Genomic DNA, 12,649 nt, shown 5'->3' on the forward strand with positions numbered 1-12,649 from the left:
ACTTTAATTGAATTCTGTTTTGTAAATCATTAATTAGAGTATCTGTTATAATGAAATTTAATTCTTTAATTTTAGAGTTTAAAAAAAATCGACAGCTTTTAATAAAATTGTCTCTTACCTCTTCTAGGTTATCTTTATTCTCATTAATTTTATTACTATAAACTTTCAAATTATCTTCTATATATATAGAAACTGCTTCATAAAAAATTTTATCCTCATTCATAAAATGAAACTACTTTAAACTAAACAATAATTTTTGTCTCTCTATTTCTTCTTCTAATTCTTTTTCTGATGGTAAAAATGCTAAATATTTAGAAGTAAAAAGTTGGTTTTTTTCATTTAAAACCGAATACTTTACGATTGTCCTATCTGTTTCTGTGCAAAGCAAAATCCCAATAGTTGGGTTGTCTTCTTTTTGCTTTTTTAAATCGTCATACATCCGCACATACATATCTAGTTGCCCAATATCTTGGTGTGTAATAGTATGTGTTTTTAATTCTATAATTACAAAACATTTTAAAATATAGTTATAGAAAACCAAGTCTATAAAAAAATCAGCTGTTTCTGTTTTTATATGTTGTTGGCGTTCAACAAAGGCGAATCCTTTTCCTAGCTCTAGTATAAATTTTTGCAAGTTATCAATTAAAGCTTTTTCAAATTCTGCTTCGGTATAACTTAAAGTTGAAGGAAGATTTAAAAATTCAAGAACTGTTGGATTTTTTATAAAATTTTGAATATTATATTCATTTGAATTTTCTTTTTCATGCAAAATCTCTTTATTTTGTGAAGATAATAATCGTTGATAATATAAAGTGGAAATATTTCTGTCTAATGTACGTACAGACCATGTGTTTTGCGCTGCTTCTTTTAAGTAATACATTCTTGCTTCTTCATCTGATACTTTTAAAACTCTTTGAAAATGAGACCAATTCAATTGTGCGAACAATGTTCGCATTTTTTTAATATCAGGAAAAACAATGTAAAACTGTCTCATTTCCCATATAGTTCTTGCGCTAAATCCTTTACCGAATTCTTTAGAAAGCTCTAAGGAAATTGTCTTAACAATTTCTTTACCATAATCAGCACGTTGTTTTCCATTTTGTTCTTCTTCGACAATTTTTCTACCAATATTCCAGTATGCTTCAATCATAGCTGTATTAATAGATTGATAAGTTTTTTGACGCGCCTGTAAAAGAATTTGTTTTATTTCATTAATATACAACATAGATAACTTATAATGAGCAAATATAATGTGAAAATATGGCAATTTGAAAATTTGAAAGTCTTACTTTTGTATCTTTAAAAAATTGGGCGTATTGCCACATTATTAAAATTTGCAAAGTAAAAAGTGAATTATCTATCTGTAGAAAACATATCCAAATCTTTTGGAGAAAGAACCTTGTTTGAAAACATTTCTTTCGGAATTAACAAAGACCAAAAAATAGCTTTTGTTGCCAAAAATGGTACAGGAAAAACCTCTATTCTTAAAATTATTACAGGCGAAGACACCCCAGATAATGGGCAAGTAGTAATGCGAAAAGACATTAAAATGGCTTTTCTTTCGCAAGAACCAAAATTACAAAGCGAACTCACCATTGAAGAAAGTATTTTTGCTAGTGATAACGACAGCTTAAAAGTAATAGAGCAGTATGAAAAAGCTCTCGAAAACCCAGAAGATGAAGAAGCCTACCAAAAAGCGTTTGACAATATGGATAGGCATAATGCTTGGGATTTTGAAACGCAATACAAACAAATTCTATTTCGATTAAAACTTGAAGATTTAAAACTCAAAGTAAAAAATCTTTCGGGTGGACAAAAAAAACGTTTAGCATTGGCAATCATACTTATTAATAAACCCGATTTATTAATACTTGACGAACCTACAAATCATCTCGATTTGGAAATGATAGAATGGCTTGAAAGCTATTTTGCCAAAGAAAACATTACGCTTTTTATGGTTACTCACGACCGCTTTTTTCTAGAGCGTGTGTGCAACGAAATTTTGGAACTCGACAATGGTAAAATATACCAATATAAGGGTAATTATTCTTATTTTTTACAGAAAAAAGACGAACGCATTACGAGCGAAATAGCTTCGGTAGAAAAAGCTAAAAATTTATTTACCAAAGAGCTAGACTGGATGCGTAGACAGCCCAAAGCCAGAACTACCAAGTCTAAATCGCGTCAAGATGATTTTTATATAATTAAAGAAAAAGCATTTTCAAGAAGAAAAGAACACGTTATTGAGCTCGAAATCAATATGGAGCGCATGGGTAGCAAAGTAATAGAGTTGCACAAAGTTTCGAAGAAATTTCAAGACAAAGTAATTCTCGATAGTTTTGATTACACTTTTAATCGTAACGAACGAGTAGGTATTATTGGAAAAAACGGAACAGGAAAATCTACGTTTTTAAATATACTAACACAAACGATAAAACCCGATTTGGGCAAAGTTGTAGTTGGCGATACTATAAAAATAGGCTATTATACCCAAAGTGGCATTAACCCAAAACCACAACAAAAAGTAATTGATGTTATTAAAGAATTTGGCGAATTTATTCCACTTACCAAAGGGCGAACTATTTCGGCAGGCGGACTTTTGGAACGCTTTTTATTCGATAGAAAAAAACAACACGATTTTGTAGAAAAATTAAGTGGTGGAGAACTTAAACGCTTGTATTTATGCACTGTTCTTATCCAAAACCCAAATTTTCTAATTCTTGATGAGCCAACCAACGATTTGGATATTGTAACATTAAATGTATTGGAAAGTTTTTTATTGGATTATCCTGGTTGTTTGTTGGTGGTGAGCCACGACCGCTATTTTATGGATAAAATTGTAGATCATTTATTTGTTTTTAAAGGCAATGGAGAAATTGAAGATTTCCCTGGCAATTATTCCGATTGGCGTATTTATGAAGATTCTAACGAACCTGTTGGTTCCAATGCAACAGAAAATAAAGAGAAAAACAACTGGAAAGAAAAACAAGTAAAAGACGGATTAACATTTGCCGAACAAAAAGAATTCCAAAAAATAGAACGAGAAATTAAAGATTTGGAATACCAAAAAAAACAAATTGAAAATCTTTTTGCTTCAACTGAATTAAGCCATGAAGAAATCGAAAAAAAATCGACCGAATTACAGAAAATAATTCAATCACTTGAAGAAAAAGAAGAACGTTGGTTTGAACTTTCGAGCAAAATGGAATAAAATAACCACTAAATATGAACCAAAAAATGGTATTTAGTAAGTGCTAAATATTGGAAAATGTTACAAAATATTAAATCATATATACACTTTCTTTGGAACTCCAAAAACCATCACGGGGTACACTCTCCATTTGTTTTTAATTTGGTAACAAAGTGTTTTTATGATAAAAAAAAATATGAAGAATATACTGTTTTAAATAAGTATCGAAAATCATTTTTACTAAATAAAGACAGCCTAAAAGTAACCGATTTTGGTGCTGGTTCTAAAGTTTTTAAAAATGATATAAGAAAAATTTGTGCTATTGCAAAAAATGCTGGAATTTCGAGAAAAAGAGCGCAATTATTATTTAGACTTACACACTATTTCCAACCCGAGCGTATTCTTGAAATAGGCTCTTCTTTGGGGTTAGCAACCTCGGCTATGGCTTTGGGAAACCCAAATGCAAAGATTACAACACTCGAAGGTTGCTTTCAAACAAGTCATCTATGCGAAATTCAATTACAAAAATTTCACATCAATAATGTTGAATGTATACACACAAAATTTGAAGATTATCTAAATTCTTTCGACTTTCAACTTTCGACTTTCAACTTCATTTATTTTGATGGAAATCATACCAAAAAAGCTACATTAGACTATTTTAACTTGCTTTTGCCAACAATTACCAACGATACTGTTTGGATTTTTGATGACATACATTGGAACAATGACATGCAAGAAGCTTGGCAAATAATAAAAGATAATCCAAAGGTAAAAGTTACTATAGATACTTTTCAATGGGGGATTGTTTTTTTTAGAAAAGAACAAGAAAAAGAACATTTTACAATACGAGTGTAACAAAAGAATTGTATCTTCTACTAATATGTAAATAGTACAATTTGTAAAAGTAATTTTCTTGTAATTCATACTAAAAAATGGCAGCATTAATTGATATTTCAAATATAAAACGTGATTTTCAACTCGGTACAGAAACTATTCATGTTTTAAAAGGCATTGATTTACAAATAAATAAAGGTGAATATGTTGCTCTTATGGGACCTTCTGGTTCTGGAAAATCTACTTTAATGAATCTTTTGGGCTGTTTAGACACACCTACATCAGGAAACTATATATTAAACGGTAAAGATGTTTCGCAAATGCACGACGACGATTTGGCAGAAGTGCGCAACAAAGAAATTGGTTTTGTGTTTCAAACCTTTAATCTTTTGCCAAGAACAACTGCGCTAGACAACGTAGCTTTACCTATGATATATGCTGGCTATGGCAAGCAAGAACGTACCCAGCGCGCTCAAGAAGTACTTACGCAAGTAGGACTTGGCGATAGAATGGATCATCAACCCAATCAACTTTCGGGTGGACAGCGTCAGCGTGTTGCCGTTGCAAGAGCGTTGGTAAACAAACCTTCTATTATTCTTGCCGATGAACCTACAGGAAATCTAGATAGTAAAACTTCTATAGAGATTATGAAACTTTTTGGCGATATACATGCCCAAGGAAATACTGTAATTTTAGTAACACACGAAGAAGATATTGCTGCGCATGCTCACCGAATAATTCGCTTAAAAGACGGACTTATAGAAAGTGATTATCAAAATACAGATATTGCAAAGTAAAATCGAAATCATCTTTCATCTCAAAATATTGCTATGCTGTTTATTGGCTCTAATCAATAAAAACCAGTAGAATAGATAATTGGATTGGTAAACCACTTTCTTTGTATTACCTTTGAGGCTAATTTTTCTATAAAACCATGAAAATATATACCAAAACTGGCGATACAGGCACTACAGCACTATTTGGAGGCACAAGAGTTCCTAAACATCACATTCGTATAGAAAGCTATGGAACTGTAGACGAACTTAACTCACATATTGGGCTTATTCGTGACCAAAATATAGCATCAGATTATAAAACCGTTTTAGTTGAAGTTCAAGATAGATTGTTTACTGTTGGAGCCATTTTGGCTACTCCTCCAGAACAAGAAACTTTAAAAAATGGAGAAAAAAGACTACAAAATTTAGGCATAATACCTTCGGATATAGAATTTCTCGAACAAGAAATTGATAAAATGGATCGCTCTTTACCACCTATGACAAACTTTGTGCTACCTGGAGGCCATACCACTGTGTCATATTGTCATATAGCACGCTGCGTATGCCGTAGAGCCGAGCGATTGGCTGTGCATTTGAATGACATAGAACCTGTAAATGAACTGGTAATTGCTTATTTAAACCGACTTTCTGACTATCTTTTTGTATTGGCACGAATGTTGTCCAAAGACTTAGAGGCACAAGAAGTATTGTGGATACCTAGAAAATAAAATTTTAACAATATTCTATTTTAGAATTTGAATAATAAAACGTTCTTAATTTTAATAAAAAATAATTATTTTTTTCTTGACTTTTTCAGTTAAAAATTTATTTTTGCATAAACCAAAATCAGAAAGAAGATGTATTGGACTCTAGAATTAGCATCATATTTAAGTGATGCACCATGGCCAGCAACAAAAGATGAATTGATAGATTTCGCAATAAGAACAGGCGCTCCACTTGAAGTAGTAGAGAACCTACAGTCTATTGAAGACGAAGGCGAAATTTACGAATCTATGGAAGAAATTTGGCCCGATTATCCAACTGACGAAGATTACCTTTGGAACGAGGATGAATATTAAAAAATAAAAATAACACTAGAAAAAAAGTCTCCTTTGGGGCTTTTTTTTTATGTAAATTTGCACACCATAATTAAAATTACACAGTATGAGTATCATAACTAGTATACTTAAAGTTTTTGTAGGCGATAAGTCGCAAAAAGATATAAAAGCTATTCAGCCAATTATTTCTAAAACAAAAAGTTTTGAAAACGAATTTCAAAGTTTGTCAAATGATGAATTGCGAGCAAAAACTACAGCTTTCAAAATAAAAATAAAAGAAGCACGCGCCGACAAAGACAATAAAATAACTGCTCTTAAACAAGAAGCCGAGCAAACGGAAGATATAGATAAAAGAGAAGCCATTTACAATGAAATAGATAGTCTTGAAAAAGAAGCTTATGAGATTTCAGAAAAAGTGCTAAATGAAATTCTTCCAGAAGCTTTTGCCGTAGTTAAGGAAACAGCTCGTAGATTTAAAGAAAACCCTCTTATTACAGTTACTGCAACACCAACAGATAGAGAATTATCTGCAACAAAAAGTTATATCACACTAGACGGCGATACCGCTATTTGGGCAAACCAATGGAACGCTGCTGGTAAAGAAATTACTTGGGATATGATTCATTATGATGTGCAACTTATAGGTGGTGTGGTATTGCATCAAGGTAAAATTGCCGAGATGCAAACTGGTGAAGGTAAAACCTTAGTAGCTACCCTACCATTATACCTCAATGCACTTACTGGAAATGGAGTACATCTTGTAACCGTAAACGACTACCTAGCCAAACGTGATAGCACTTGGAAAGCACCTCTTTTTGAATTTCATGGATTAACCGTAGATTGTATCGACAATCACTCTCCAAATACTGCCGAAAGAAGAAAAGCATACGAAGCAGATATTACTTATGGTACAAACAATGAGTTTGGTTTTGACTACCTTCGTGATAATATGGCACATTCGCCAGAAGATTTGGTACAACGCAAACATAATTTTGCAATAGTAGATGAGGTAGACTCTGTATTGATTGATGATGCTCGTACACCACTTATTATATCTGGGCCTGTTCCCGATGGCGATCGTCATGAATTTAATGAGTTAAAACCAAAAGTTGAAAACCTCTATAATTTACAAAAACAAATTTCCAACGGATTTCTAGCCGAAGCAAAACGCTTGTTTAAAGAAGGAAATATGAAAGATGCTGGCTTTAATTTATTGCGTGCGCATCGTTCGCTTCCAAAAAACAAAGCCTTAATTAAGTTTCTTTCGGAAGAAGGTGTAAAACAATTACTCCAAAAAACCGAAAATCATTACATGCAAGACAACAACAGAGAAATGCCAAAAGTTGATGAAGCCTTGTATTTTGTAATTGAAGAAAAAAATAATCAAGTAGAACTTACCGATAATGGTATTAAATACCTATCGCACGATACAGCCGAAGACTTCTTTATTTTACCAGATATTGGTACAGAAATAGCCAATATAGAAAACAAAAAACTTTCTAAGGATGAAGAAGCCGAAGCAAAAGAACATTTATTCCAAGATTTTGCTGTAAAAAGCGAACGTATACATACCCTTACTCAATTACTTAAAGCTTATACACTTTTTGAAAAAGATACCGAGTATGTAATTATGGACAATAAAATTTTGATAGTAGACGAACAAACAGGTCGTATTATGGATGGTCGTAGATATTCCGATGGATTACACCAAGCCATAGAAGCTAAAGAAAATGTTACTATCGAAGCAGCTACCCAAACTTTTGCAACCATTACTCTCCAAAATTATTTCCGTATGTATAATAAATTAGGCGGAATGACGGGTACTGCTGTTACAGAAGCTGGAGAGTTTTGGGAAATATACAAACTTGATGTTGTAGAGATCCCTACCAACAGAGGTATTTCTAGAATGGATAAAGAAGATTTAATATACCGCTCGGTTCGTGAAAAATTCAACGCCGTTATTGAAGATGTAACCCAACTTTCTCAATCTGGGCGACCAGTGCTTATTGGTACAACTTCGGTAGAAATTTCAGAAAAGTTAAGCCGTATGCTTAAAATGCGTGGTGTAGCACACAATGTTTTGAATGCCAAAATGCACAAAAAAGAAGCCGAGATAGTTGCCGAAGCTGGTAAACCTGGTGTAGTAACCATTGCTACCAATATGGCTGGTCGTGGTACAGATATTAAACTAACGCCAGAAGTAAAAGCAGCCGGCGGATTGGCCATTATAGGTACTGAGCGTCATGACTCTCGAAGAGTAGACAGACAGTTGCGTGGTCGTGCAGGACGTCAAGGTGACCCAGGAAGCTCTCAGTTTTATGTATCATTAGAAGATAATTTAATGCGCTTGTTTGGCTCTGAAAGAGTAGCAAAAATAATGGATAGAATGGGCTTAAAAGAAGGCGAAGTTATCCAACATTCTATGATGACAAAATCTATAGAAAGAGCACAAAAACGCGTAGAAGAAAATAATTTTGGTACTCGTAAACGATTATTAGAATACGATGACGTAATGAATTCGCAACGTGAAGTAGTTTACAAACGTCGTCGTCATGCTTTACATGGCGAACGTTTAAAACTCGATATCGCCAATATGATGTATGATACTTGTGAACTTATTACAAGCACAAATAAATTGGCAAACGATTATAAAAATTTTGAGTTTGAGATAATCCGTTACTTTGGTATTACTTCGCCTATATCTGAACAAGATTTTGCTAAAAGTAGTGATATGGAAATTACAGGAAAACTGTACAAAGCCACTATGCAATATTATATTGAAAAAACAGAGCGTAGTGCTAGAGAGGCTTTCCCGATAGTTCAAAATATTTATGAAAATCCAAACAACCAATATGAAAGAGTTATTGTACCTTTTTCAGATGGAATAAAAACTCTTAATGTTGTAACCGATTTGAAAAAAGCCTATGAAACTCAGGGCGCTCAATTGGTTGCCGATTTCGAAAAAAATATTACTCTTGCCATTGTAGACGAAGCTTGGAAAAAGCATCTTCGAAAAATGGACGAATTAAAACAATCGGTTCAATTGGCCGTTCACGAACAAAAAGACCCTTTGCTTATTTATAAGTTCGAAGCATTCAATTTGTTTAAAAATATGATTGACGGTGTAAATAAAGAGGTTATTTCATTTTTATTTAAAGGTGATTTACCTCAGCAAAATAATACTATCGAAGAAGCCAAAGAAGTTAAACGAAAAGAAAACTATACCGAAAGTAAAGATGATGTTCTAAATACTGAAGAACTTGCAGAACGTAATCGTGAAGCTGCAAGCCAACAACAGCAACAACCCAAACAAGAAACTATAGTAAGAGATCAGCCAAAAATAAACAGAAATGATAATGTTACCATAAAACATATCATTAGTGGTAAAACCGAAACCATGAAGTATAAAAAAGCTGAATTACTACTTGCTGGTGGCGAATGGGTTTTGGTAAAAGAATAATATTTCTTATATAATATTGTAAAAAGGCTGTTTTACAAATGTAAAACAGCCTTTTTATTATTTTGAGCTATATACCTAATTCTACCTGAAACCGTAAATACCAATTATTTTTACTGGTATTGTCGTAAAAAGTTTGTTTTTCTTGAGTAAATTCTGCTTGAAGTTTTAAGGCATGTTCCCAAATATATTTGTTTACTCCAAAGCTAAATTGATTAATATTTGGGTAATATAACGATACTTCTTTGCTGATTTTTTGAAGTGAATATCTTCCAATAATTTCATATTTTGATGGAAAAATATAGCTACATTGTATATCACTACCATAACCATTAAATACAGCCCTTTTTAATGTAGATTCTGTAGGATTGGTAGTTATTGGATTTGTAGAATTTCTATTCATGTAAGTAGACATAAAAGCCCAACCTCTATATTTTGCAATAAGGTCAAGAAAAACCGAAGTTACATCTTTGGTTTCATACAATAAATCTCCCATTTGCCCTTGTGTTTTACGCGCTTTATTATTAAAACTATATACACCCGAAAGCATTACTTTGGGTTGAGGCTCACGCAAAATATCTCCTTCAAAATAGTGCCCATCATTTTTAAACTTACCTAAGGGTAATACTTCTAATTTTGCTGTATAGCATAAACCATTATTGTCTTTTAAATTAGAATTTGGATTGTTGGTAGTCCAATTTCTACCTTCTCCCAAGCTAATAGCTCCTTTAAAATTGTATGAAAATTTATCTTTAAATTCATTAATATTGGCAAAATGAACTCCGAAATCTCGATCAATGCTAAATCTTGTATTGTTAATAGATCGATCTGTAAGTTGTATTGCTCCCGATGAATTTACTGTTTGTCTTGTTCCTGGCAGTTTAGTTACTCCAAATCCGAATTGCCAAGAATTGGTTGGTCTATAGTAAAATACTGCATCACGAATAACATTTAGATTCTCTCCTGCTTTTTCTGCCCCTACATCGCCAGCACCAAAAGAGAGTTGCAAAACATACAAAAACTTTGGATTTCCTACAAAACCATCAAAACGCAAACGCAATCTTCTTACTTGAGCTTCATAATATGGATCTGCATTTTCATTATTATAATAACTCAATCTATTTTGCATTCTAAACCTAATATTAAATTGAAATAAACTATCTGGCGAAGTTATTCCTAATCCTTTTCCATAACTGTAATAAGGTAGAGATGCGAGCTTTAAATCGTTATCTTTTTTTGAAAACTTAATTTCTTGAGCAAATGTTATAGCACAAAATAAAGTCGCTAGTAATAAAATTTTTTGTTTCATATTATTTTAATGTTGTGTTGGTGCAAACTTAACATTATAATAGCGTTATCTATGTTATGTAAATGTTACTTTTGCAAAAAAAATAATCATTATGAGTAATTGTTACTTAGCCTATCATTTTACAATAGAACCAAAAGAAATAGGTTCTGAAATTTTAATAGCCGAATTAGGAGAAAAACCGTTTGAAAGTTTTATAGAAACCGAAACTGGTATTACTGCTTACATACAAAAAGATTTACATACAGATTTTATTTTGTCGGATATAGCAATTTTGCAATCTAATGAATTTAAAATTTCTTACAGCATTGAAGAAATTGAACAAGTAAATTGGAACGAAGAATGGGAGAAAAACTTTGAACCTATTGATGTTGATGGGCTTTGCCATGTAAGAGCACCTTTTCATGAACCCACAAAAGCTTTATACGATATTGTAATAGAGCCTAAAATGAGTTTTGGAACCGGACATCATGAAACAACCCACATGATGATTCAACATTTATTAGACATGGATGTTACCAATATGAAAACACTCGATATGGGTTGCGGAACTGCAATTTTAGCAATTCTCGCCGAAATGAAAGGTGCAAAACCTATCGATGCTATTGATATAGACAATTGGTGCTATTTAAACTCTATGGAAAATGCAGAAAGAAATTTGTGCAAGCATATTACTGTATATGAAGGTGATGCAAGTTTATTAAAAAACAAAAATTACGATTTAATTATTGCAAACATAAACAGAAATATCTTACTTAATGATATGCAAGCCTATGTAGATTGCTTAAACCCAAATGGTGTATTGCTTTTAAGTGGTTTTTATGAAGAAGATATTCCTTATTTAACAGATGCTTGTACGAGAAAAGGATTAAAATTTGTTAAAAAATTACAACGAAATAATTGGGTATCATTAAAATTTATAAATTAGTGGCGATAAATTTTAAATCTTAATTCTCATTTTAATGGCTACCAAAGAAAAAATTCAAGAAGAAGTAGATTTATTAGAACAACTTTCTAAAAATTTTGAAATTGTTTTGTTTAATGACGATTACAATACTTTTGACCATGTAATAGAAACATTGGTAAAAGTATGCAAACACGATTCATTGCAAGCCGAACAATGTGCTATTTTGGTGCATCATACAGGAAAATGTGGTGTAAAAACAGGCTCTTATGATGAACTCGAACCTATGTGTACCCAACTCTTGGACGCAGGTTTAAGCGCAGAGATAAATTAAAAGCACTTTAAAAAAGTGCTTTTTTTATGAAGTTATTTTTCCAACGGCACAACTCACAAACGATTTGGCTTTGGTAGTAAACGAATTCTCATCTCCAATTTCGGGATATCCTATTTCTTTTAATGTATTTTTTACCAACTCTAAATCTTTTTCTTCTAAATATTGAAAAGTAACCGAATCTTCATTTGGGTTGGCTTTTATTTCAGAAATATTGTCAAGATTTGCTAATTTGGTTTCAATGGTTTTTGCACAACCACCACATTTTAAATTTTGGATAGAAAGCGTAATCTTCATAGTTGTAACTTATTATTTAAACAACAAAATTACACTTATGCAGCCGGTTGTTTTGTGACATTTGTCACACTTATTAATGTGGCAATTTGTCTTTTACAATACCATAAATATAAGTCCCTAATAAAGCTCCGCCTAAAACTACAAGTATAGAAACCAAACCTGTACTTAACAATATAAATATTGGCCCAGGACAAGCGCCTACCAAACCCCAACCCAATCCAAACATAATTCCTCCAAATATGTATCGAAAAAATGAACGTTGCTTGTCGTGAATTTGTATAGGTAAGCCTCTGTAATCTTTAAGTTCTTTTTTCTTAATGAGTTTTATTCCCAATACGCCTGTGGCTATAGCAACGCCAATAATACCAAACATATGAAACGACTGAAAATGAAACATTTCAAATATTCTATACCATGAAACGGCCTCCGACTTTGTAAGTACTATACCTAAAACAACCCCTACTATAAAAAAACGCAATAGTTTCATATCTAT

The 12,649-nt window shown here is 32.3% G+C and carries 12 protein-coding genes; 8 read left to right on the forward strand and 4 right to left on the reverse strand.

Going from position 1 to position 12,649, the window contains the following annotated elements; translation table 11 throughout:
* Positions 1–232 precede the first annotated feature (232 nt).
* On the reverse strand, positions 233–1,225 hold the full coding sequence (locus Q361_RS07245) for a PDDEXK nuclease domain-containing protein (RefSeq protein WP_103726060.1): 993 nt from the start codon (positions 1,223–1,225) through the stop codon (positions 233–235).
* Positions 1,226–1,348: 123 nt separating this feature from the next.
* Between Q361_RS07245 and abc-f the strand changes: the two genes are divergently transcribed.
* From abc-f to secA, 6 genes are all read left to right on the forward strand, one after another.
* Positions 1,349–3,211, forward strand: a complete 1,863-nt coding sequence (gene abc-f / locus Q361_RS07250; RefSeq protein ID WP_103726061.1) for a ribosomal protection-like ABC-F family protein — start codon at positions 1,349–1,351, stop codon at positions 3,209–3,211.
* Between the two features lie 57 nt (positions 3,212–3,268).
* Complete coding sequence (locus tag Q361_RS07255) at positions 3,269–4,048, forward strand: O-methyltransferase (protein ID WP_103726062.1); 780 nt, start codon at positions 3,269–3,271, stop codon at positions 4,046–4,048.
* 77 nt (positions 4,049–4,125) lie between these two features.
* Positions 4,126–4,824: an ABC transporter ATP-binding protein gene (locus Q361_RS07260; RefSeq protein WP_103726063.1), complete on the forward strand. Its 699-nt coding sequence runs from the start codon at positions 4,126–4,128 to the stop codon at positions 4,822–4,824.
* A gap of 137 nt (positions 4,825–4,961) precedes the next feature.
* On the forward strand, positions 4,962–5,531 hold the full coding sequence (locus tag Q361_RS07265; protein ID WP_103726064.1) for a cob(I)yrinic acid a,c-diamide adenosyltransferase: 570 nt from the start codon (positions 4,962–4,964) through the stop codon (positions 5,529–5,531).
* Positions 5,532–5,660: 129 nt separating this feature from the next.
* A complete protein-coding gene (locus Q361_RS07270) occupies positions 5,661–5,882 on the forward strand; it encodes a DUF2795 domain-containing protein (RefSeq protein WP_073362738.1) in 222 nt (73 codons plus the stop codon).
* An 85-nt stretch (positions 5,883–5,967) separates the two neighbouring features.
* Positions 5,968–9,321: a preprotein translocase subunit SecA gene (gene secA, locus Q361_RS07275; protein ID WP_103726065.1), complete on the forward strand. Its 3,354-nt coding sequence runs from the start codon at positions 5,968–5,970 to the stop codon at positions 9,319–9,321.
* 67 nt (positions 9,322–9,388) lie between these two features.
* Here the strand turns inward: secA and Q361_RS07280 are convergent, their stop codons facing one another.
* Positions 9,389–10,627, reverse strand: coding sequence for a porin (locus Q361_RS07280; protein ID WP_103726066.1), 1,239 nt, complete (start codon positions 10,625–10,627; stop codon positions 9,389–9,391).
* A gap of 91 nt (positions 10,628–10,718) precedes the next feature.
* Here Q361_RS07280 and prmA point away from each other — a divergent pair, with 91 nt between their 5' ends.
* Together prmA and Q361_RS07290 are read left to right on the forward strand one after the other, a co-directional pair.
* Positions 10,719–11,552, forward strand: coding sequence for a 50S ribosomal protein L11 methyltransferase (gene prmA, locus Q361_RS07285; protein ID WP_103726067.1), 834 nt, complete (start codon positions 10,719–10,721; stop codon positions 11,550–11,552).
* Positions 11,553–11,586: 34 nt separating this feature from the next.
* The gene (locus Q361_RS07290; protein ID WP_103726068.1) at positions 11,587–11,862 is read left to right on the forward strand and encodes an ATP-dependent Clp protease adaptor ClpS; all 276 of its coding nucleotides are present in this window, start codon (positions 11,587–11,589) and stop codon (positions 11,860–11,862) included.
* A 24-nt stretch (positions 11,863–11,886) separates the two neighbouring features.
* Here Q361_RS07290 and Q361_RS07295 read toward each other — a convergent pair whose 3' ends face one another.
* Both Q361_RS07295 and Q361_RS07300 read right to left on the reverse strand, forming a co-directional pair.
* Complete coding sequence (locus tag Q361_RS07295; protein ID WP_103726069.1) at positions 11,887–12,156, reverse strand: heavy-metal-associated domain-containing protein; 270 nt, start codon at positions 12,154–12,156, stop codon at positions 11,887–11,889.
* Positions 12,157–12,229: 73 nt separating this feature from the next.
* A complete protein-coding gene (locus Q361_RS07300) occupies positions 12,230–12,643 on the reverse strand; it encodes a DUF6691 family protein (protein ID WP_103726070.1) in 414 nt (137 codons plus the stop codon).
* Positions 12,644–12,649 lie beyond the last annotated feature (6 nt).

This window comes from Flavobacterium croceum DSM 17960 (assembly GCF_002917885.1).
GTDB lineage: Bacteria > Bacteroidota > Bacteroidia > Flavobacteriales > Flavobacteriaceae > Flavobacterium > Flavobacterium croceum.

What these genes read in the sequence shown, in the direction of transcription:
- Q361_RS07245 (WP_103726060.1), bottom strand. Translation starts at nt 1,225, where the DNA reads ATGTTGTATATTAATGAAATAAAACAAATTCTTTTACAGGCGCGTCAA.
- Q361_RS07300 (WP_103726070.1), bottom strand. Translation starts at nt 12,643, where the DNA reads ATGAAACTATTGCGTTTTTTTATAGTAGGGGTTGTTTTAGGTATAGTA.
- Q361_RS07290 (WP_103726068.1), top strand. Translation starts at nt 11,587, where the DNA reads ATGGCTACCAAAGAAAAAATTCAAGAAGAAGTAGATTTATTAGAACAA.
- Q361_RS07260 (WP_103726063.1), top strand. Translation starts at nt 4,126, where the DNA reads ATGGCAGCATTAATTGATATTTCAAATATAAAACGTGATTTTCAACTC.
- Q361_RS07270 (WP_073362738.1), top strand. Translation starts at nt 5,661, where the DNA reads ATGTATTGGACTCTAGAATTAGCATCATATTTAAGTGATGCACCATGG.
- Q361_RS07295 (WP_103726069.1), bottom strand. Translation starts at nt 12,156, where the DNA reads ATGAAGATTACGCTTTCTATCCAAAATTTAAAATGTGGTGGTTGTGCA.
- Q361_RS07280 (WP_103726066.1), bottom strand. Translation starts at nt 10,627, where the DNA reads ATGAAACAAAAAATTTTATTACTAGCGACTTTATTTTGTGCTATAACA.
- secA (WP_103726065.1), top strand. Translation starts at nt 5,968, where the DNA reads ATGAGTATCATAACTAGTATACTTAAAGTTTTTGTAGGCGATAAGTCG.
- prmA (WP_103726067.1), top strand. Translation starts at nt 10,719, where the DNA reads ATGAGTAATTGTTACTTAGCCTATCATTTTACAATAGAACCAAAAGAA.
- Q361_RS07265 (WP_103726064.1), top strand. Translation starts at nt 4,962, where the DNA reads ATGAAAATATATACCAAAACTGGCGATACAGGCACTACAGCACTATTT.
- Q361_RS07255 (WP_103726062.1), top strand. Translation starts at nt 3,269, where the DNA reads ATGTTACAAAATATTAAATCATATATACACTTTCTTTGGAACTCCAAA.